Raw genomic sequence first — 17950 nt, forward strand, 5'->3', positions numbered from 1 at the left:
TTACGGTCTCAATCGGAGATGAGAGCGCCGCGCAGCGGCGGCGCATCGTTGGATGCAATCCAGTTGTTCGGTGCGATCGGCACGTTGCAGGTGTCGCGTTTGAGTTCGGCGCGCGCGAACAGTTCGGCCATTTTCGGATCGTTGCCCGCCGAAAGCAGGATCAGCCGGTTCAGGGTGCAGCCGATGAAGCTGCGCTGGGCGCCGGGCGTATCGGCCTGGCAGGACCACCCGCTGATCCTGACGGCAGGCGATGTGTAGGTTCTGGCGAAGCCGAGGCAGGTCTGCCTGTCCGGCAGGGCAGCCCCGCTCAAGCGCATCAGGGCGACCGGGCCAAACTTGGTATCGACAAAGCCGGCGGGCTCGATGTCACTGAAGGGCAGTCCCATCCGGGCTGCGAGATCCGCGCCGGGCGCGGTGAACGCATCCAGCTCGCCCCCGGGGCGATAGACCTCGATTTCCGCTGTGGGGGCTTCACCGGCGGTGGCGGCCCAGCGCAGGATGTCCTTGCGGCCACCTTCGGGATGCCGGAGGATTTCATAAGCGTCTGTTCTGTCGGACAAATCCAGCTTGCTGATGGCGAAGGCCGGATGCGGGCGGCTGGCCGGAACCCAGCCCGGCTGGGTGGGGAGACCGTGATCGCCGGTAGTCGCGGCCACCGGCACCGCCGAGACCAGATCCACCGCGATTACAGCCAGCCCGGCGAGGCCGCAGAGATAGGCCAGAATACGCACCGCCACGGCGCTGCATTCGTCGGCAAAGCTGCGCAGGGCCGGATGAATCCCGGAGGTATTCGGCAAGGGCTGGTCGAGCAGGATCGGGTTCATATCTGACTCGTCGGACGTTCTGTTCCGCCTTGGAAAACGGGAACGAGCGTCCGCCGTGGTCATGACCTGCCACCACTTGACGTCACCTGCCCCCGCAGTTGCTTCTGCGTTGTATTTGGGCCGTTTTTCGCATAGAAGCGCTCCCGCTTCCCTTTCCGCAGGCTGCGGCGGCGAAGCATTTTTCTTCGGAGAGTCAACGATGGGTTACAAGGTTGCGCTAGTTGGAGCGACCGGCAATGTGGGCCGGGAAATGCTCAACATTCTGGACGAACGCAGTTTTCCGGCTGACGAGGTGGTGGCCTTGGCCTCCCGCCGCAGCCTCGGCGTCGAAGTGTCCTATGGCGACCGCACCCTGAAATGCAAAGCGCTCGAACATTACGATTTCAGCGATATCGACATCTGCCTGATGTCGGCTGGCGGAGCCGTGTCCAAGGAATGGTCGCCGAAGATCGCGGCCGCCGGCGCTGTTGTCATCGACAACTCGTCAACTTGGCGCATGGATCCGGACGTGCCGCTGATCGTACCGGAAGTGAACGCGGATGCCGTCACCGGTTTCCGCAAGAAGGGCATCATCGCCAACCCGAACTGCTCGACCGCGCAACTCGTCGTTGCGCTGAAGCCGCTGCACGATGCGGCGAAGATCAAGCGCGTCGTCGTCTCGACCTATCAGTCGGTGTCGGGCGCCGGCAAGGATGCGATGGACGAACTGTTCTCGCAGACCAAGGCCGTCTACACCAACGACGAGCTCGTCAATAACAAATTCCCGAAGCGGATCGCCTTCAACGTCATCCCGCAGATCGACGTGTTCATGGAGGACGGGTTCACCAAGGAAGAGTGGAAGATGATGGCGGAGACCAAGAAGATTCTTGATCCCAAAATCAAGCTGACCGCGACCTGCGTGCGCGTGCCGGTGTTCGTCGGCCACTCGGAAGCGGTGAACATCGAGTTCGAGAATCCGATTTCGGCTGACGAGGCACGCAACATCCTGCGCACTGCGCCGGGCTGTCTCGTGATCGACAAGCGCGAGCCGGGCGGCTACGTCACGCCGTACGAATCCGCCGGCGAGGACGCCACCTACATCAGCCGCATCCGCGAGGACGCGACGGTGGAGAACGGCCTGGTGCTGTGGTGCGTGTCGGACAACCTGCGCAAGGGCGCCGCGCTGAACGCGGTGCAGATCGCCGAATGCCTCGTTAACCGCAAGCTGCTTCAGCCGAAGCAGAAGGCGGCCTGATACGGCGGGCCGGTTCGTGATGACCCAAGAGCCAGATCACCAGCCGGCCCCCGCTTCCTACAAGCCGAATCCCGCGCTCAAACGCGCCGAACTCACCTTTGAAACATTGCTGTTCAACAGCCGCTGGCTGATGGCGCCGTTCTATCTCGGCCTCGTCATCAGCCTTGTGGTGCTGCTCTACAAGTTTGTTTTGCTGTTGGTGGAGTTCGTGCTCCATGCGCCATCCGCGAAGGAATCCGACACCATTCTTGGCGTGTTGTCGCTGATCGACGTGTCGCTGACCGGCAATCTCGTTCTGATCGTCGTGTTCTCGGGTTACGAGAATTTCGTCTCGCGGATTGATCCGCGCGGCCATCCGGACTGGCCGGAATGGATGACCAAGGTCGATTTTGCAGGCCTCAAGCAGAAGCTGCTGGCGTCGATCGTCGCGATTTCGGCGATCCAGGTGCTGAAAGCCTTCATGAACATCGACGCGACGTTCGATGCGCAGAAGCTGGCCTGGCTGGCCGGCATTCACCTCGTGTTCGTGGTCTCGACACTGCTGATCGTATGGTCAGACAAGCTCGGCGGTCATGGCAACGACGCCAAGGGCGATCACTAGCATCGCCGCCAGCCGCGACAGTCAGGACGCCAGCGAGCTTTGATAGACGCGGCTGAATTCATTGGTGGTCTGATCCACGATGGAGAGTGAGCCCTCGGCCACGCCGAAATAGGCGCCATGCAGGTGCAGCTCGCCGCTCTCGACGCGGTTCTTGACGAACGGGAACGTCATCAGGTTTTCGATGCTGCGGAGAATCGCAGCCTTCTCGATCCGGGTCACGAATTGCTGCATGGTTTCGTGGTCGCGCCGCGCGACGGTTTCGCCCGGCTTGACGAACATCGACATCCATTTACCGATAAAGTCGCCGGGGGACAGCGGCGCGGAGTCGTCGACAAAGGCGCGGATGCCGCCGCATTGTGCATGCCCCAGCACAACGATGTGTTTGATCTTCAGGACCTGGTTTGCATATTCCAGCGCGGCTGACACACCGTGGGCGTTGCCGTCGGGCTGAAACACCGGGACCAGATTGGCGACGTTGCGCACCACGAACAGTTCGCCCGGGCCGGCGTCGAAAATCACTTCCGGCGAGACGCGGGAATCGCAGCACCCAATCACCATGACTTCGGGGGACTGGCCCTTCTGCGACAGTTCCCGGTAGCGGGATTGTTCGGTCGGCAGGCGCTGGCTGACAAAGGTCTGATAGCCGGAAAGGAGTTGTTCGGGGAAAGGTGACATGGATAACCTCGCAAGGTGATGGCCGTTGGCTATCGCAGGAAAGGCTTCCGAACAAGCCTTTCGGGCGCAGAGGCAAAATGCTACTCAATCTGCTTTCCCCAACGGAAAGCCAAGCCATGATCCGTCCGCGCCGCAGTGTCCTGTTCATGCCGGGGTCGAACGCACGGGCGCTGGACAAGGCGCGGAACCTGCCCTGCGACGGCGTCATCCTCGACCTCGAAGACTCCGTTGCCCCCGATGCCAAGCCGATGGCGCGGGACCAGATAGCGCAGGCTGTCGCGGCGGGTGGCTTCGGCAAGCGCGAGATCATCATCCGCGTCAACAATCTGGAGTCGCCCTGGTGGCAGGACGATCTGGCCATGGCGGCGGCGGCCAGGCCGGGCGGCATCCTTGTGCCGAAGATTGCACGCCCCGGCGATATCAAGACGCTGGAAGAGCGTCTGCGTGCATTGAAGGCCGATCCCGGCATCGTGCTGTGGGCGATGATCGAATCCCCGCTTGGCGTGCTCTCGGCGCAGGAAATCGCCGCGACCGCGCGCGAAGGCGACCGCCGGCTCGGCGGATTCGTGATGGGGCCGAATGACATCGCGCGCGAAACGCGGATGCGCATGCTGCCGGGGCGCACGGCGATGCTGCCGCTGTTCACACATTGCATCGTCGCCGCGCGGGCGGCGGGGATCGAAATTCTCGATGGTCCCTATAACGACATCGCCGACGTCGCCGGGTTTGCCAAGGAATGCGCGCAGGGCCGCGACATGGGCTTCGACGGCAAGACGCTGATTCATCCGGGACAGATTGATGCGGCGAACGCGGCCTATACGCCGCCGGCGGACGAGATCGCCCGTGCCCGCAAGATCATGGGCGTGTTCGATCTTCCGGAAAACGCCAGCAAGGGCGTGGTGCAGCTCGACGGGCAGATGGTCGAGCGGCTGCATGTCGAAATGGCCAAGCGCACCATTGCGATTGCCGATGCGATTGCGGCGCTGAAGGCGGGATGAAGTTAGAAATTTACGCTGGATTTTTCACTCGGTCGTCCCCGCGAAGGCGGGGACCCATAGCCACCGGCCTTGCCATTTGGTGCGGGGGTCGGCACATCATTCCATAAACTGAATCCAGGGAGTGTGGATCCCCGCCTTCGCGGGGACGACACAGTCTGGTTGGCAGCGACAGTTTCAAATAGCGAGTAGCGAACGAGCCGTTACAGCCACGGACGCTCGGCTTGTTCCTTCGCCTCGAACACGTCGATCGACTTGCCCTTCTGCATGGTGAGGCCGATGTCGTCGAGGCCGTTCAGCATGCAGTGCTTGCGGAAGGGGTCGATCTCGAACTTGATCGTGCCGCCGTCGGGGCCGCGGATTTCCTGGCTCTCCAGATCAATGGTCAGCGTGGCGTTGGAGCCGCGGTCGGCGTCGTCGAACAGCTTGTCGAGTTCTTCGTGGCTGACACGGATCGGCAGAATGCCGTTCTTGAAACAGTTGTTGTAGAAAATGTCGCCGAACGAGGTCGAGATGATGCAGCGGATGCCGAAGTCGCCGAGCGCCCACGGTGCATGCTCGCGGCTCGAGCCGCAGCCGAAATTGTCACCGGCGACCAGAATCTTGGCCTTGCGATAGGACGGCTTGTTGAGGACGAAATCCGGATTCTCGCTGCCGTCGTCCTTGTAGCGCTGTTCGGAAAACAGTCCCTTGCCGAGGCCGGTGCGCTTGATGGTCTTGAGATACTGCTTCGGGATGATCATGTCGGTGTCGACATTGATGATCTTCAGCGGCGCGGCGACGCCCTCGAGGGTCGTAAACTTGTCCATGATGTTCCCGTGAACCGGCTACAGTTTGAGGTGTTCTAAATATATCATCAGTGCCGTCAAGGCTATGCGCTGAGGGAGGACACATCATGAACGCCATGCGCCGATTGCTGTCCGCGGGGCTGGCTTTGGCGGCCGGTGGCGCGGTTTTGGCGGCGCCCGGCGAGGCCCGCGCCGGGATGTGGTGCATCCGCGACGTCGGCAGTGACAGGCCGGTCTGCGTGTTTCCCACCGCGCGGGATTGCACGTCGGCGGCGGTGATCCGTGGCGGCATCTGCGAACGCGAGCCGCTGGCGCCCCGCAAGCCCGAACCCCGTGTCAGGTAACGCTGGCCTCGATGGCCTCCATGTCGTCGTCGGACAGGCCGAAATGGTGCCCGATCTCATGCACGAGGACATGGGTGATGATGTGGCCCAGCGTCTCGTCGTGCTCGGCCCAGTAGTCGAGGATCGGGCGCCGGTAGAGCCAGACCATGTTCGGCATCGGCGCGATGTCGCCGCTCGACTGGAACGGCAGGCCGACGCCCTGAAACAGCCCGAGCAGATCGAACTCGCTTTCCGCCTTCAGTTCCTCAAGCACCTCGTCGGTGGGGAAATCGTCGATCTGGATGATGACGCCTGCGCACAGGTCGCGGAAATGCTTTGGCAGCCGCGCGAAGGCCTCATGCGCGATGACTTCGATCTCGGCGAGGGTGGGGGATTTCGCGGTGGGCCACATCCGGCCTGTTTAGAGGGCCGGATCGCCTCCGTCGAGGCGGTTGACGCGCGGGCCTCAATCGGAGACGTTGCCGGTCATCGAGCGACACGACAAACGGACAGCGCATGACGATGCGGGCAGGAGCTTTTACGATTCTCACGGGCCTTGTTGCGAGCCTGGCCGTTCTGGCTGCGCCGCATGCCGCGCAGGCCGAGTCCGCAAGTCATCAGTCCTCGGGCCAACCGACCACCCGACACGGGCTGACCGCCGAGGAATTCTCCGCGCAAAGCCGCGAGGTGCTTCGCCGCTCCCCGCGCCGGATCCGCATCTATCGCGGCTCGACCTATCCGGGCCCGAATTCCAAGCGCGTCTGCAACGCGCATTACGAACAGGAATACCGCCCCAGCGGGACGGTGATCGTGCCGCGCATGAACTGCTACTGGAGCGGCTAGCGGGCGCACGCCGTGTCATGGTGCGCTTGCGGTCTCCGATTGAGGATCGCGTTCATCAACATGAATATCGGAGGCGCGGGCGGTATTGATTGCCGCAGCCGCGATGCCGCGGTTGTGACCGGAATCGGTCCAATCCGCACGTCATGATCTTGCTGCAAATCCTCGGTCATCTTTATTCTGCGCAACGGCTGTGAAGGCCTTGCTCGTATCGTCTTCGTTAAGGCTAACGACGAACGGGTGAACGGAAGCCCGGGATGCGCGTTATCTTCAACGTGTCGAGCCACGATCGGAGGAGAACTGCAATGAGAAAGTTTGTGGGAGCCGCGGCGGTCGCTGCCGCTCTTTCATTGGCCGGCTGGATATCGCTTGCGCCCGCGAGCGCAGCGTCGCCCGATGCAACAGTTTCGCGTGAGGCACGTCCGGCGCACGCCCAGCCGACCGATGTCAGCGCGCGCCGCCGTCACTACCGGCGTTATGGCTATTACCATGGCCCGCGCCATTACAGGCGCTACGGCTACTACTATGGGCCTCGCTACTATCGGCCGTATTACCGGCCCTACTATCGTCCTTACCGTCCGTATTACGGCTATGGATACGGCTATCCCTATTACCGCTCGTACTACCGGCCCGCGTACTACCGGCCCTATCCGTACTATGGATACGGCTATGGCGGTCCGCGCTTCTACGGCCCGGGCTTCAGCTTTGGTTTCGGCTGGTAACGGTCACACGATTGCAAAAACAAAACAGGCGTTCTTTCGAGCGCCTGTTTTTTGTTTGATCGCTATCGAGCGTGTGTCGGTCAGTTCGAGCGCCACTCGCGAATGTCGACAAAGTGTCCGGCAATTGCTGCCGCTGCGGCCATCGCCGGCGACACCAGATGGGTGCGGCCCTTGAAGCCCTGACGGCCTTCAAAGTTGCGGTTCGAGGTCGAGGCGCAGCGCTCTTCCGGCGACAGCTTGTCGGGGTTCATCGCAAGGCACATCGAGCAGCCCGGCTCGCGCCACTCAAATCCGGCCTTGATGAAAATCTTGTCGAGGCCCTCTGCCTCGGCCTGCTCCTTCACAAGACCCGAACCCGGCACGATCATCGCGTTGACGTTGGCATTGACGTGATGACCTGCGACGACCTTCGCAGCGGCGCGCAGGTCCTCGATGCGGCCGTTGGTGCAGGAGCCGATGAAGATGCGGTCGAGCTTGATGTCGGTGATTTTGGTGCCGGCCTTGAGTCCCATGTAAGCCAGTGCGCGCTCCTTCGACAGGCGCTTGGCTTCGTCCGCGATCTTCTCCGGGTCCGGCACGACGCCGGTGATGGAGATCACGTCCTCAGGCGAAGTGCCCCAGGTGACGATCGGCGGCAGCTTGGCGGCGTCGAGACGTATCTCGTGATCGAAGTGCGCGCCCTCATCGGTGCGCAGCGTGTCCCAGTAACGCATGCCTGAGTCCCATGCCGCACCCGTCGGCGCCATCGGGCGGCCCTTGAGGAATTCATAGGCCTTCTCGTCTGGCGCGATCAGGCCGGCGCGCGCGCCGCCCTCGATCGACATGTTGCAGACCGTCATGCGGCCTTCCATCGACAGGGAGCGGATTGCATCGCCGGCGTATTCGAGCACGTAGCCGGTGCCGCCCGCAGTGCCGATCTCGCCGATGATGGCCAGAATGATATCCTTCGCCGTCACGCCGTCCGGCAATTTGCCGTCGACGGTGGCGCGCATGTTCTTCGCCTTCTTCTGGATCAGCGTTTGCGTCGCGAGCACATGCTCGACCTCGGACGTGCCGATGCCATGCGCCAGCGCGCCGAACGCGCCGTGCGTCGAGGTGTGGCTGTCGCCGCAAACGATGGTGGTGCCCGGCAGCGTGAAGCCCTGCTCGGGCCCAATCACATGCACAATGCCCTGACGCTTGTCGTATTCGTTGAAATACTCGACGCCGAACTCACGCGCGTTTTCGGCGAGCGTTGCGATCTGCTCGGCGCTCTCCGGATCAGGATTGGGCTTGGAGCGGTCGGTGGTCGGCACGTTGTGATCGACGACGGCGAGCGTCTTCTTCGGCGCGCGGACCTTGCGGCCGGAGGTGCGCAGTCCCTCGAAAGCCTGCGGCGAAGTGACTTCATGGACAAGATGGCGGTCAATATAGAGCAGGCAGGTGCCGTCGGGTTGCTCGTCCACCAGATGATCGTTCCAGATCTTGTCGTACAGAGTCGTCGCTTTGGCCATGTTCTTCGTCCGATTTACCTGCCCGGAGGGGTGTTTGGGGCCTTTGGCCACCACAGGCGGCCTTTTTACTCGCTTAACTTTCAAGGGGAAAGTATCCTGAGCACATAATAGCCCGCTCAGGATCGCACAATGACTGCACGCCCGCCGGTTGCGCCGTATCTGACCGTTTCGCCTGCCGCCGGTGCGATAGCCTTCTACACCGCCGCCTTCGACGCCAAGCAAAAGGCGCTGATGCCCGCCCTCGACGGGCTGCGTATCCTGCACTGTGAACTCGAGATCAATGGCGGCGCGCTGTTTCTCTCCGATGCGTTTCCGGAATTCGGCACGGCGCGTCCGCCGCTGCCCGGGGAGATGGTCACCATGTCCGTCAGCCTCGAATTCGCCAACGGCGAGCAGGTCGACGAGATATTCTCGCGCGCGACCAAACTCGGCGCCAAGGGCGAAGTCACACCGACCTATTCGTTCTGGGGCACGCGCACGGCGATCGTGCGCGATCCGTTCGGCCACCGCTGGATCATGAACGGGCCGGTGGCGCAGCCGAAATAGCGCCCAAGAAAAAAGCGCGGATGAACCGCGCTTTCTCCGAATTTCAGCCGTGTATCGCGCGATTACTCGCCTGAAGCGGCCTTCAGCGTTTCTTTTTCGCGGTTGTCCTGCTTCTCGACGATGCGCGCCGACTTGCCGCGCAGACCGCGCAGATAATACAGCTTGGCGCGACGCACCTTGCCGCGGCGCACGAGTTTGATCGAGTCGATCATCGGCGAGTAGATCGGGAACACGCGCTCCACGCCTTCGCCGTAGGAAATCTTGCGGACGGTGAAGCTCTCATGGATGCCGCCGCCGTTGCGGCCGATGCAGACGCCTTCATAGGCCTGCACGCGCGAACGCTCGCCTTCGACAACCTTCACGTTGACGATCACGGTGTCGCCCGGTCCGAAATCCGGAATGGTCTTACCGGCAGACAGTTTCTCGAGCTGCTCCTTGTCGAGCTCCTGAATGATGTTCATCGCAAAACTCCATCGGCGGCGCGCCCGGAAGGGGCTGCGCGGAAATTCGTATCCAGCATCTGGGCGGATTGGGCGGTCGTATACGCCAAAGCCGTCCGGTTGTCACCCTTTTGTCGTGTCTTTTCGCGGGTCCGAAACGATGTTTTGGCCAATTTTCGCGGCCCAGAGATCCGGCCGCCGCGCCCGGGTCAAGGCCTCGGCCTCCGCACGCCGCCAGGCCGCGATCCTGGCATGGTCGCCGGACACCAGCACATCGGGGATGGTCCGGCCCTCAAAGTCCTGCGGACGGGTATATTGGGGGTATTCTAGTAGTCCATCCGAGAAACTCTCGTCAGCCCCGGAACTTAGCTTCCCCATGACCCCCGGCAGAAGGCGTACGCAGGCGTCCATCAGGGCCAGGGCGGCGATTTCCCCGCCCGACAGGACATAATCCCCCACGGACACTTCCTCGAGCCCGCGGGCCTCGATAACCCGCTGGTCGACGCCTTCGAACCGTCCGCAGACGATCAGGGGACCGGGACCCTCGGCGAGTTCCATGACCCGCGGCTGGGTCAGCGGAGCGCCACGGGGGCTCATCAGCAGGCGCGGGCGCTCGGGGGCGACATTGGCGGCGTCGATGGCTGCCGCGAGCACGTCGGCGCGCAGCACCATGCCGGGGCCGCCGCCCGCCGGGGTGTCGTCGACGCTGCGGTGTTTGTCGGTGGCGGCGTTGCGGATGTCGCGCGCCTCTAGCGACCACACGCCGGATGTGAGTGCACGTCCCGCAAGGCTGATGCCGAGCGGACCTGGAAACATCTCCGGAAACAGCGTGAGCACGGTGGCGCGCCACATGGTCGGGTATCCCGGTTCAGCTATCGGCGTCTTTCGGAGAATCGCCGTCGATCTCTTGCGGCCTGACGATCACGACATGGCCGCCCGAAAGATCGACCGTCGGTACGACCTCGTTCGTAAACGGCAGCAACAATGTCGCGCCCTGCAACGGTGCGATTTCGATAATGTCGCCCGCGCCGAAATTATGGATCGCGAGCACCTTGCCGATCTCGGCGCCCGCGGGGTCGAGCGCGCGCAGCCCGATCAGGTCGGCGTGGTAGTATTCGCCGTCTTCGGTCTCGGGCAACTTGTCGCGATCAATGTAGAGTTCTAGGCCGTTGATCCGCTCGGCATCTTCGCGGGTCGCAATGCCCTTGATGACCGCGACCAGATGATCCTTGGCGATCCGGGCGCGTACCACTTCAAACTGGCGCGCGCCATCCTTGGTCGAGAGCGGTCCGTAGTCGATCACCGACATCGGATCTTCGGTGAATGGCCACAGCCTCACCTCGCCGCGCACACCGTGCGCGGCGCCGACTTTCGCAACGCAGATGCGCGCCGCTTGGGTCATTCAGGCATTAAGCCTTGGCTGCCTCGGCAGCGGCGGCCTTGCGCTCCTTGCGCGGCACGGCCTTCTCCGGATTGTTGCGCGCTTCGCGCTTCTTGACGCCGGCGGCGTCGAGGAAACGCATCACGCGGTCCGACGGCTGCGCGCCCTTGGCGAGCCAGGCCTTCACCTTCTCCATGTCGAGCTTGAGGCGCAGCTCGTTGTCCTTCGGCAGCAGAGGGTTGAAGTAGCCGAGGCGCTCGATGAAGCGGCCATCGCGCGGAAAGCGCGAGTCGGCGACGACGACGTGATAGACCGGGCGCTTCTTGGTGCCTGCGCGCGCGAGGCGGATAACGACTGACATGTATTTCTCCGTTGGTGTGTTTGAATGTCGTGAAAACTGTTTCGGCTATTTCTTCTTGCCGATCCCCGGAAATCCGCCGAGTCCTGGTTTCCCAAGTCCCGGCAGGGTTGGTTTTCCAAGCCCCGGGAGGCCAGTTCCTGGAAGATTTGGAAAATCTTTCGGCAGCGATGGTGCACCCTGCGGAATTCCGCCGGGCATCTTCGCCGCGAGTTCTTTCATGGCTTCGGCCGACGGCATACCGCTGCCACCAAAGCCCATCGCCTGCGCCATGCCCGCGAGCGGGCCGCGCTGTTTGCCCTGAGCCATGGTCTTCATCATGTCGGCCATGTTCCGGTGCATCTTGAGCAGCTTGTTGAGTTCTTCGACCTTGAGGCCTGCGCCTGCGGCAATGCGCTTCTTGCGGCTGGCCTTGAGAACGTCGGGGTTCTTGCGCTCTTCGCGCGTCATGGAATCGATCAGCGCGACCTGACGCTTGACCACCTTGTCGTCGAGATTGGCTGCGGCGATCTGGTTCTTCATCTTGGCGATGCCGGGCATCATGCCGAGCAGGCCGCCAAGGCCGCCCATGTTCTGCATCTGCTGGAGCTGATCACGCAGATCGACAAGATCGAACTTGCCCTTGCGCATCTTCTCGGCGACGCGCGCGGCCTTTTCGGCGTCGATATGCGCGGCGGCCTTTTCGACCAGGGAGACGACGTCGCCCATGCCGAGAATGCGGCCCGCGATACGCGAGGGATAGAAATCTTCCAGCGCATCGGTTTTTTCGCCGGTGCCGATCAGCTTGATCGGCTTGCCGGTGACGGCGCGCATCGAGAGCGCGGCGCCGCCGCGGCCGTCGCCGTCGACACGGGTGAGGGCGATACCGGTGAGGCCGACGCGCTGATCGAAGGCGCGCGCCAGATTGACCGCGTCCTGACCGGTCAGCGAGTCGGCGACCAGCAGGATTTCGTGCGGTTTCGCAGCAGCTTTCACCTCCGCCGCTTCCGTCATCATCTCTTCGTCGAGGGTGGTGCGGCCCGCGGTGTCGAGCAGCACGATGTCATAGCCGCCGAGCTTGCCGGCCTGCAGCGCGCGCTGCGCGATCTGTACGGGCTGCTGGCCTGCGACAATGGGCAGCGTCTCGATGGAGAGATCGCGGCCGAGCACCGCGAGCTGTTCCTGCGCGGCCGGACGATAGACGTCGAGCGACGCCATCAGAACTTTCTTCTTGTCGCGCTGGGTGAAGCGGCGCGCCAGCTTCGCGGTGGTGGTGGTCTTGCCGGAGCCCTGCAGGCCGACCATCATGATCGCGACAGGCGCGGGCGCATTGAGGTCGATGAGCTGATCTTCTGAGCCGAGTGTCGCGACCAGTTCGTCGTGAACGATCTTCACGACCATCTGGCCCGGCGTCACCGACTTGACCACGGTGGCGCCGATCGCCTGCTCGCGCACCCTGTCGGTGAACGAGCGCACCACTTCGAGCGCGACATCGGCCTCAAGCAGGGCGCGGCGGATTTCGCGCATGGCGGCATCGACATCGGCTTCGGACAGCGCGCCGCGCCCCGTCAGGCGGTCGAGGATGCCTCCAAGTCGTTCCGACAGATTGTCGAACATCGCGGCCTTACCTGTTGCTCCCGAAGGAGATGAAATTCCAAACACGACTGCGCCCGAGGGCGCATAGCGCTGTCGGGCGTTGACCTCCGGCATCGGGTGCCGGGCGGCGGGTCGAAAAGAAACTCTTTCCGAGAAGTGCCGGGGTTAAACCCTTCCAGGCCCGAAAAGTCAAGAAAGGACGGAAAAACGCTGATTCCGGGGCGGGTTGCGCCGGAGGCCGGAGGAACCTAACTGATGCCCACAGGCCGTTTTGGCCGATTGAGGCCCATGAAAGTCACCCGACGCCGCCTTTTTGGTCTGATTGCCGGCGCTGCCGCCACCGTGGGCCTGCCATCTGTCTGGATTTCCCGCATGAAAACCTATGCCGGCCCGCCGTCCGATCATTTCGACGGAACCTATTTTTTTGACCCGGACGGGTCACCGCCCAAGAAGCTCTGGGAGGTGCTGCGCTGGCAGATGACCAAGCAGGCCGCTAAATGGCCGGAATGGGTGCCATCGCCCTATGCCGATACGCCGCCGCCGCAGGTCAACGGCAACAAGGTGCGGTTTTGCTATGTCGGCCACGCAAGCTGGCTGATCCAGACGGCGGGCCTCAACATCCTGGTCGATCCGGTGTGGTCGGAGCGCGCCTCGCCTGTGGCGTTCGCGGGCCCGAAGCGCGTCAACGATCCCGGCATTGCCTTCGACAAACTGCCGGCGATCGACGTGGTGCTGGTTTCGCACGGGCATTACGACCATCTCGACGCGCGGACGCTGTCCCGGCTCGCTGCAAAATTCTCGCCCCGCGTGATTACGCCGCTCGGCAACGATGTGACGATGATGTCGAACGACGCGGCCATTCGCGCCGAAGGTTTCGACTGGCATCATCGTGTCGAGATCGGCAATGGCGTTGCTGTCACACTCGTGCCGACGCGGCACTGGACCGCGCGCGGCCTGTTCGACCGCAACAAGGCGCTGTGGGCCAGCTTTGTGTTGGAGACGCCAGCCGGAAAGCTCTATCTCGTCGGCGATTCCGGCTATGGCACCGGCGTCCACTTTCGCCGGGTCCGCGAAGCGCATGGGCCGATTCGCGCGGCGATCCTGCCCATCGGCGCCTACGAGCCCCGCTGGTTCATGCGCGACCAGCACATGAACCCGGAAGACGCGGTGAAGGCGCTGGCCGATTGCGGAGCGGAAATGGCACTGGCGCATCATCACGGCACGTTTCAACTCACCGACGAAGCCATCGACGCGCCGGTCAACGATCTGGCAACGGCTCTGGACGCGGCGGGCGTTGCGCGCGAAAAATTCCTCGCGCTCAAGCCCGGTCAGGTGGTCGAGATTTAGAAAGTTACTTCTGCTTCAACTCGTACGACACGCTGACGGAGACACGCAGCGTTTCTTCGCCCTGTGCCACCGGCGCGGATGCAGCCATGGCCCCCGCCATCTTGCGATAGGGCACCGGCCCGGGCGCCGTTTCTTCCGAAATGCTGACCGGTGCGCCGAGCGTGATGTTGGCGGCCTTCGCATAGATTTCCGCCTTGCGCCGCGCATCGGCCATGGCTTCGGCGCGCGCGTCGTCGAGCAGCTTCGAGGCCTTCGACACGGCGAAGCTGATGCCGCTGATCTCGTTAGCGCCTGCGCCCACCAGCACGTCGATGGTATCCGCGACCTTGGTGATGTCGCGAATGGTGACGGTGACGCGGTTGCTGGCGCGGTAACCGGTGATCTGGAACGGCGCGTTGGGATTTCGTCCCGGCACACTCTGCGGCGACAGCGACAGGCGCGAGGTCTGGATATCCTTCTCGGCGAGGCCGGAATTCTTCAGCGCCTGCAGGACACCCGCCATCGCCTTGTTGTTGGCTTCGGAAGCCTCCCGCGCGGTCTTGGCCTCGGTGGTCACGCCGCTGTCGATCTGCGCCACATCGGGCGGAACGGAGATCGATGCTTCGCCGGTCACGGACACGGTCGGCTGCAAGGTTTGTGCGGACGCGGTTGAAGCCATGGCGGCAATCATGATCGCTGCAAGAGCGGTGCGGGCGCGCATTGATGAAACTCCAAATTCTGTCGTGTGGGCTTGAGCAGTTATTCTACTTGAGAGGCACGAACACGTTGATGACGAGCTTGTCCTCCGTCGTGGTCAGCGGATCGGTGACATACTCTTCGATGAACGTATCCTTGGCTTCCTGCTTCTTCTCGTCGAGGTGGTTTGTGATCGCTTCATAGGTGTTGTCCATGTTGTCATATGAGCCGCGATGGACGAACTTCAGGGTCGGACCTTCGGGCGATGTGCCGATGGTCATTCCGCGCGCGAGGTTTTTCGGCTCCTGATCGACGGGAATTTCGGCCTGATAGGTGAAGCCGGCGTCGTCGGTCGAGGTGTAGACGATCAGGGACGATCCCGCAGGCTTGATGCCCTGCTTGTCGAGGAAGCCGGACAGGGCTTTCAGCGATCCCACCAGTGTCTCGAAGGCATTGTCCCAGGTCGCGCTGCCCTTGAGGATCAAGACCTTCTTCGCGGTCAGGGTCTGCTCCTCGCCGAACGGATCGGCGGTCTGCACATTCGGGGACGCTGGCGGCGCGGCGGGTGCGGGCGCAGCGGGGGTCTCAGCCGCAGAAGCAGGCGGTGGCACGGGAGCCTGTGCCGCCGGTGGCGTCGCCGGAGTTTCCGGAGTGACTGGCGCCGCGGTTGAGGCCGGAGGTGCGGGTGTTGCCGGTGTTGCAGGAGGCGGAGACGCGGCAGGCGGGGTCTGAACCGGCGTTGTGCCGGGGCCGGTATTCGACCCCATGGGCATTTTGAACCAGACCGCGGCCGCGATGACCAGCGCCATGGCGACAAGGACGGCAACGCGGCTATTACTCATTCGGTGGGTCTCCGGAGGCGGGCGCGGGGGATATTTCAGCAAACGCAAGCTACCACGAACGCCGCGAACTTGGACCACCGGCATGCGGTCCAAACGCGGCAATCGCGAGGCAGCGGCGCTCTGGTCAAGTGGCTTTGCATTCGCCATATAGCAGGGATCATGAGCACGCTCGCCAACCATAGCTTCGCCAAGATGAACGGAATCGGAAACGAGATCGTCGTTCTCGACCTGCGCGATTCGGCCGCAACCGTCACGCCTGGCGAGGCGCGCGCGATTGCCGCGCCGGCGGGCGTCCCGTACGACCAGTTGATGGTGCTGCATCCGCCGCGGGTGCAGGGCACCAGCGCCTTCATCCAGATTTACAACAATGACGGCTCCGAAGCTGCGGCCTGCGGCAACGGGATGCGCTGCGTGGCGCGGCAGGTGTTCGAGGAAACCGGCAAGAGCGCGCTGACCTTTGAGACGCGGGCCGGTCTTTTGAACTGCTGGCAGGGGCCCTCGCCCGGGCTTTATACCGTCGACATGGGCGCGCCGAAGTTCGGCTGGAAGGACATCCCGCTGGCGGAGGAATTCCGCGACACCCGCTACATCGAATTGCAGATCGGGCCAATCGACGCGCCGATCCTGCATTCGCCGTCGGTCGTCAGCATGGGCAACCCGCACGCGATTTTCTGGGTCGACGATATCCACGCCTACGATCTCGAGAAGTTCGGGCCGCTGCTGGAGAATCACCCGATCTTCCCCGAGCGCGCCAACATCACGCTCGCCCATGTGGTGGATCGCGAGCACATCGTCATGCGTACCTGGGAGCGCGGCGCGGGCCTCACCAGGGCCTGCGGTTCGGCGGCCTGCGCCACCGCTGTGGCAGCGGCGCGGCTGAAGCGGACCGAGCGCACCGTGCACATGACGCTGCCCGGCGGCGATCTCACCATCGAATGGCGCGCCGAGGACGATCATGTCCTGATGACCGGCCCGGCCGCGTTCGAGTTTGAAGGCCGTTTCGATCCGGCGCTGTTCAATCACGTGGCCTGACATGGCCGTCGATGTCATCACCTTCGGTTGCCGGCTGAACAGCTTCGAGTCGGACGTGATCCGGCGCGAGGCGGAGGGCGCCGGACTTCAGGACACCATCGTCGTCAACACCTGTGCCGTCACCAACGAAGCCGTGGCGCAGGCGCGTCAGACCATCCGCAAGCTGCGCCGGGAGCGGCCCGGCGCACGCATTGTGGTCACCGGCTGCGCGGCGCAGACCCAGACCGACATGTTTGCGCAGATGAGCGAAGTCGATCGCGTGCTCGGCAACGACGACAAGATGCGCAGCGATGCATGGCGCAGCACCCGCCTCGCTTTTGATGATGCCGGCGAGAAAATTTCCGTCTCGGATATCATGGCTGTCACCGAGATGGCGCCGCATCTCGCCGCGGGTTTCCAGAGCGGGCTGCCGCGTGTGTTCGTGCAGGTGCAGAACGGCTGCGATCATCGCTGCACCTTCTGCATCATCCCCTATGGCCGGGGCAATTCGCGCTCGGTGGCGATGGGTGCCGTGGTCGATCAGGTGCGTGCGCTGACCGAAGCCGGCCATGCCGAGATCGTGCTGACCGGCGTCGATCTCACAAGCTACGGCGGCGATTTGCCTGGCGCGCCGACGCTGGGAATGCTGACAAAGCAAATTCTCAAGCATGTGCCCGAGCTGAGACGCTTGCGGATTTCTTCGATTGATTCGATCGAGGCGGATCGCGATTTACTCGATGTCATCGCGACCGATGAGCGGCTGATGCCGCATCTGCATCTGTCGCTGCAGGCGGGCGACGACATGATTCTCAAGCGTATGAAGCGGCGGCATTCGCGCGCCGATGCCATTGCGTTCTGCAACCAGGTGCGGCGGCTGCGGCCGGATATCGCATTCGGCGCCGATATCATCGCGGGATTCCCGACCGAAACCGAGGACATGTTCGCGCGCTCGCAGGCTCTCGTCGACGACTGCGATCTGACATTCCTGCATGTGTTCCCGTATTCCGCGCGCCCCGGCACGCCCGCTGCACGGATGCCGCAGGTCGATGGCCGCGTCATCAAGGATCGCGCGCGGCGGTTGCGTGCAAACGGTCAGGCCGCGCTGCAAAGGCGGCTGTCGTCGGATGCGGGAACGACGCGGAGCGTGCTGATCGAAAGCGCGACGCAGGGACGCACCGAACATTTTGTTCCGGTTGCTGTCGCGGGCGGCATTCCTGGTGCCGTGCATGCTTTGCAAATGACCGGCCATGATGGTGAGCGCTTGCTCACATAAGAATGCC

Annotated in this window: 22 protein-coding genes; 10 read left to right on the top strand and 12 right to left on the bottom strand. The window is 63.2% G+C overall.

Annotated elements, in window-relative coordinates:
- Nucleotides 1–8: 8 nt before the first annotated feature.
- Nucleotides 9–824 carry a hypothetical protein gene (locus HMPREF9696_RS15750; protein ID WP_002714029.1) on the bottom strand — a complete coding sequence of 272 codons (816 nt, stop codon included), beginning with the start codon at nt 822–824 and terminating at the stop codon, nt 9–11.
- 199 nt (nt 825–1023) lie between these two features.
- Between HMPREF9696_RS15750 and HMPREF9696_RS15755 the strand changes: the two genes are divergently transcribed.
- Both HMPREF9696_RS15755 and HMPREF9696_RS15760 read left to right on the top strand, forming a co-directional pair.
- Complete coding sequence (locus tag HMPREF9696_RS15755; protein ID WP_002714030.1) at nt 1024–2058, top strand: aspartate-semialdehyde dehydrogenase; 1035 nt, start codon at nt 1024–1026, stop codon at nt 2056–2058.
- Nucleotides 2059–2077: 19 nt separating this feature from the next.
- The gene (locus HMPREF9696_RS15760; RefSeq protein ID WP_002714031.1) at nt 2078–2659 is read left to right on the top strand and encodes a TIGR00645 family protein; all 582 of its coding nucleotides are present in this window, start codon (nt 2078–2080) and stop codon (nt 2657–2659) included.
- Between the two features lie 21 nt (nt 2660–2680).
- Here HMPREF9696_RS15760 and HMPREF9696_RS15765 read toward each other — a convergent pair whose 3' ends face one another.
- Complete coding sequence (locus tag HMPREF9696_RS15765) at nt 2681–3334, bottom strand: carbonic anhydrase (protein ID WP_002714032.1); 654 nt, start codon at nt 3332–3334, stop codon at nt 2681–2683.
- Between the two features lie 116 nt (nt 3335–3450).
- Between HMPREF9696_RS15765 and HMPREF9696_RS15770 the strand changes: the two genes are divergently transcribed.
- Nucleotides 3451–4332, top strand: coding sequence for an HpcH/HpaI aldolase/citrate lyase family protein (locus HMPREF9696_RS15770; RefSeq protein ID WP_002714033.1), 882 nt, complete (start codon nt 3451–3453; stop codon nt 4330–4332).
- A 200-nt stretch (nt 4333–4532) separates the two neighbouring features.
- Here HMPREF9696_RS15770 and leuD read toward each other — a convergent pair whose 3' ends face one another.
- Nucleotides 4533–5138: a 3-isopropylmalate dehydratase small subunit gene (gene leuD, locus HMPREF9696_RS15775; RefSeq protein WP_002714034.1), complete on the bottom strand. Its 606-nt coding sequence runs from the start codon at nt 5136–5138 to the stop codon at nt 4533–4535.
- 86 nt (nt 5139–5224) lie between these two features.
- Between leuD and HMPREF9696_RS15780 the strand changes: the two genes are divergently transcribed.
- A complete protein-coding gene (locus HMPREF9696_RS15780) occupies nt 5225–5461 on the top strand; it encodes a DUF3551 domain-containing protein (protein WP_002714035.1) in 237 nt (78 codons plus the stop codon).
- Here the strand turns inward: HMPREF9696_RS15780 and HMPREF9696_RS15785 are convergent.
- Complete coding sequence (locus tag HMPREF9696_RS15785; RefSeq protein WP_002714036.1) at nt 5454–5852, bottom strand: metallopeptidase family protein; 399 nt, start codon at nt 5850–5852, stop codon at nt 5454–5456. The genes HMPREF9696_RS15780 and HMPREF9696_RS15785 overlap by 8 nt on opposite strands.
- Before the next feature lie 104 nt (nt 5853–5956).
- On the opposite strand from HMPREF9696_RS15785, the gene HMPREF9696_RS15790 reads away from it, so the two are divergent.
- Together HMPREF9696_RS15790 and HMPREF9696_RS15795 are read left to right on the top strand one after the other, a co-directional pair.
- Nucleotides 5957–6283 (top strand): hypothetical protein, encoded by a 327-nt coding sequence (locus HMPREF9696_RS15790; RefSeq protein ID WP_002714037.1) that lies wholly within the window; start codon nt 5957–5959, stop codon nt 6281–6283.
- Nucleotides 6284–6585: 302 nt separating this feature from the next.
- Nucleotides 6586–7002, top strand: coding sequence for a hypothetical protein (locus tag HMPREF9696_RS15795; protein WP_002714038.1), 417 nt, complete (start codon nt 6586–6588; stop codon nt 7000–7002).
- Nucleotides 7003–7082: 80 nt separating this feature from the next.
- On the opposite strand, the gene leuC is transcribed toward HMPREF9696_RS15795, so the two are convergent.
- The gene (gene leuC, locus HMPREF9696_RS15800) at nt 7083–8495 is read right to left on the bottom strand and encodes a 3-isopropylmalate dehydratase large subunit (protein ID WP_002714039.1); all 1413 of its coding nucleotides are present in this window, start codon (nt 8493–8495) and stop codon (nt 7083–7085) included.
- A 129-nt stretch (nt 8496–8624) separates the two neighbouring features.
- On the opposite strand from leuC, the gene HMPREF9696_RS15805 reads away from it, so the two are divergent.
- Nucleotides 8625–9041, top strand: coding sequence for a VOC family protein (locus tag HMPREF9696_RS15805; RefSeq protein ID WP_002714040.1), 417 nt, complete (start codon nt 8625–8627; stop codon nt 9039–9041).
- A gap of 62 nt (nt 9042–9103) precedes the next feature.
- Here HMPREF9696_RS15805 and rplS read toward each other — a convergent pair whose 3' ends face one another.
- The 5 genes from rplS to ffh form a co-directional block, all read right to left on the bottom strand.
- Nucleotides 9104–9502: a 50S ribosomal protein L19 gene (rplS, locus tag HMPREF9696_RS15810; protein ID WP_002714041.1), complete on the bottom strand. Its 399-nt coding sequence runs from the start codon at nt 9500–9502 to the stop codon at nt 9104–9106.
- Nucleotides 9503–9604: 102 nt separating this feature from the next.
- Nucleotides 9605–10333, bottom strand: a complete 729-nt coding sequence (gene trmD, locus HMPREF9696_RS15815; RefSeq protein WP_002714042.1) for a tRNA (guanosine(37)-N1)-methyltransferase TrmD — start codon at nt 10331–10333, stop codon at nt 9605–9607.
- 16 nt (nt 10334–10349) lie between these two features.
- The gene (gene rimM, locus HMPREF9696_RS15820) at nt 10350–10883 is read right to left on the bottom strand and encodes a ribosome maturation factor RimM (protein ID WP_002714043.1); all 534 of its coding nucleotides are present in this window, start codon (nt 10881–10883) and stop codon (nt 10350–10352) included.
- Nucleotides 10884–10890: 7 nt separating this feature from the next.
- Nucleotides 10891–11223 carry a 30S ribosomal protein S16 gene (gene rpsP, locus HMPREF9696_RS15825; protein ID WP_002714044.1) on the bottom strand — a complete coding sequence of 111 codons (333 nt, stop codon included), beginning with the start codon at nt 11221–11223 and terminating at the stop codon, nt 10891–10893.
- Between the two features lie 45 nt (nt 11224–11268).
- Nucleotides 11269–12816, bottom strand: coding sequence for a signal recognition particle protein (gene ffh / locus HMPREF9696_RS15830; RefSeq protein ID WP_002714045.1), 1548 nt, complete (start codon nt 12814–12816; stop codon nt 11269–11271).
- A gap of 267 nt (nt 12817–13083) precedes the next feature.
- On the opposite strand from ffh, the gene HMPREF9696_RS15835 reads away from it, so the two are divergent.
- Entirely contained in the window at nt 13084–14142 is a 1059-nt protein-coding gene (locus HMPREF9696_RS15835; RefSeq protein WP_174309455.1) for an MBL fold metallo-hydrolase, read from the top strand.
- Nucleotides 14143–14146: 4 nt separating this feature from the next.
- On the opposite strand, the gene HMPREF9696_RS15840 is transcribed toward HMPREF9696_RS15835, so the two are convergent.
- Entirely contained in the window at nt 14147–14842 is a 696-nt protein-coding gene (locus HMPREF9696_RS15840; protein WP_002714047.1) for an SIMPL domain-containing protein, read from the bottom strand.
- Between the two features lie 43 nt (nt 14843–14885).
- Complete coding sequence (locus HMPREF9696_RS21345; RefSeq protein WP_002714048.1) at nt 14886–15659, bottom strand: GyrI-like domain-containing protein; 774 nt, start codon at nt 15657–15659, stop codon at nt 14886–14888.
- Nucleotides 15660–15818: 159 nt separating this feature from the next.
- Here HMPREF9696_RS21345 and dapF point away from each other — a divergent pair, with 159 nt between their 5' ends.
- Together dapF and mtaB are read left to right on the top strand one after the other, a co-directional pair.
- Nucleotides 15819–16691 (top strand): diaminopimelate epimerase, encoded by an 873-nt coding sequence (dapF, locus tag HMPREF9696_RS15850; protein WP_002714049.1) that lies wholly within the window; start codon nt 15819–15821, stop codon nt 16689–16691.
- 1 nt (nt 16692) lies between these two features.
- The gene (gene mtaB / locus HMPREF9696_RS15855) at nt 16693–17943 is read left to right on the top strand and encodes a tRNA (N(6)-L-threonylcarbamoyladenosine(37)-C(2))-methylthiotransferase MtaB (RefSeq protein WP_002714050.1); all 1251 of its coding nucleotides are present in this window, start codon (nt 16693–16695) and stop codon (nt 17941–17943) included.
- The last annotated feature ends 7 nt before the right edge of the window (nt 17944–17950 follow it).

The organism is Afipia clevelandensis ATCC 49720, from assembly GCF_000336555.1.
GTDB lineage: Bacteria > Pseudomonadota > Alphaproteobacteria > Rhizobiales > Xanthobacteraceae > Afipia > Afipia clevelandensis.

What these genes read in the sequence shown, in the direction of transcription:
- trmD (WP_002714042.1), bottom strand. Translation starts at nt 10,333, where the DNA reads ATGTGGCGCGCCACCGTGCTCACGCTGTTTCCGGAGATGTTTCCAGGT.
- rplS (WP_002714041.1), bottom strand. Translation starts at nt 9,502, where the DNA reads ATGAACATCATTCAGGAGCTCGACAAGGAGCAGCTCGAGAAACTGTCT.
- HMPREF9696_RS15750 (WP_002714029.1), bottom strand. Translation starts at nt 824, where the DNA reads ATGAACCCGATCCTGCTCGACCAGCCCTTGCCGAATACCTCCGGGATT.
- leuD (WP_002714034.1), bottom strand. Translation starts at nt 5,138, where the DNA reads ATGGACAAGTTTACGACCCTCGAGGGCGTCGCCGCGCCGCTGAAGATC.
- dapF (WP_002714049.1), top strand. Translation starts at nt 15,819, where the DNA reads ATGAGCACGCTCGCCAACCATAGCTTCGCCAAGATGAACGGAATCGGA.
- HMPREF9696_RS15835 (WP_174309455.1), top strand. Translation starts at nt 13,084, where the DNA reads ATGAAAGTCACCCGACGCCGCCTTTTTGGTCTGATTGCCGGCGCTGCC.
- ffh (WP_002714045.1), bottom strand. Translation starts at nt 12,816, where the DNA reads ATGTTCGACAATCTGTCGGAACGACTTGGAGGCATCCTCGACCGCCTG.
- HMPREF9696_RS15765 (WP_002714032.1), bottom strand. Translation starts at nt 3,334, where the DNA reads ATGTCACCTTTCCCCGAACAACTCCTTTCCGGCTATCAGACCTTTGTC.
- HMPREF9696_RS15785 (WP_002714036.1), bottom strand. Translation starts at nt 5,852, where the DNA reads ATGTGGCCCACCGCGAAATCCCCCACCCTCGCCGAGATCGAAGTCATC.
- HMPREF9696_RS15790 (WP_002714037.1), top strand. Translation starts at nt 5,957, where the DNA reads ATGACGATGCGGGCAGGAGCTTTTACGATTCTCACGGGCCTTGTTGCG.
- HMPREF9696_RS15780 (WP_002714035.1), top strand. Translation starts at nt 5,225, where the DNA reads ATGAACGCCATGCGCCGATTGCTGTCCGCGGGGCTGGCTTTGGCGGCC.
- HMPREF9696_RS15755 (WP_002714030.1), top strand. Translation starts at nt 1,024, where the DNA reads ATGGGTTACAAGGTTGCGCTAGTTGGAGCGACCGGCAATGTGGGCCGG.
- HMPREF9696_RS15770 (WP_002714033.1), top strand. Translation starts at nt 3,451, where the DNA reads ATGATCCGTCCGCGCCGCAGTGTCCTGTTCATGCCGGGGTCGAACGCA.
- rpsP (WP_002714044.1), bottom strand. Translation starts at nt 11,223, where the DNA reads ATGTCAGTCGTTATCCGCCTCGCGCGCGCAGGCACCAAGAAGCGCCCG.
- HMPREF9696_RS15760 (WP_002714031.1), top strand. Translation starts at nt 2,078, where the DNA reads ATGACCCAAGAGCCAGATCACCAGCCGGCCCCCGCTTCCTACAAGCCG.
- rimM (WP_002714043.1), bottom strand. Translation starts at nt 10,883, where the DNA reads ATGACCCAAGCGGCGCGCATCTGCGTTGCGAAAGTCGGCGCCGCGCAC.
- mtaB (WP_002714050.1), top strand. Translation starts at nt 16,693, where the DNA reads ATGGCCGTCGATGTCATCACCTTCGGTTGCCGGCTGAACAGCTTCGAG.
- leuC (WP_002714039.1), bottom strand. Translation starts at nt 8,495, where the DNA reads ATGGCCAAAGCGACGACTCTGTACGACAAGATCTGGAACGATCATCTG.
- HMPREF9696_RS15795 (WP_002714038.1), top strand. Translation starts at nt 6,586, where the DNA reads ATGAGAAAGTTTGTGGGAGCCGCGGCGGTCGCTGCCGCTCTTTCATTG.
- HMPREF9696_RS21345 (WP_002714048.1), bottom strand. Translation starts at nt 15,659, where the DNA reads ATGAGTAATAGCCGCGTTGCCGTCCTTGTCGCCATGGCGCTGGTCATC.
- HMPREF9696_RS15805 (WP_002714040.1), top strand. Translation starts at nt 8,625, where the DNA reads ATGACTGCACGCCCGCCGGTTGCGCCGTATCTGACCGTTTCGCCTGCC.
- HMPREF9696_RS15840 (WP_002714047.1), bottom strand. Translation starts at nt 14,842, where the DNA reads ATGCGCGCCCGCACCGCTCTTGCAGCGATCATGATTGCCGCCATGGCT.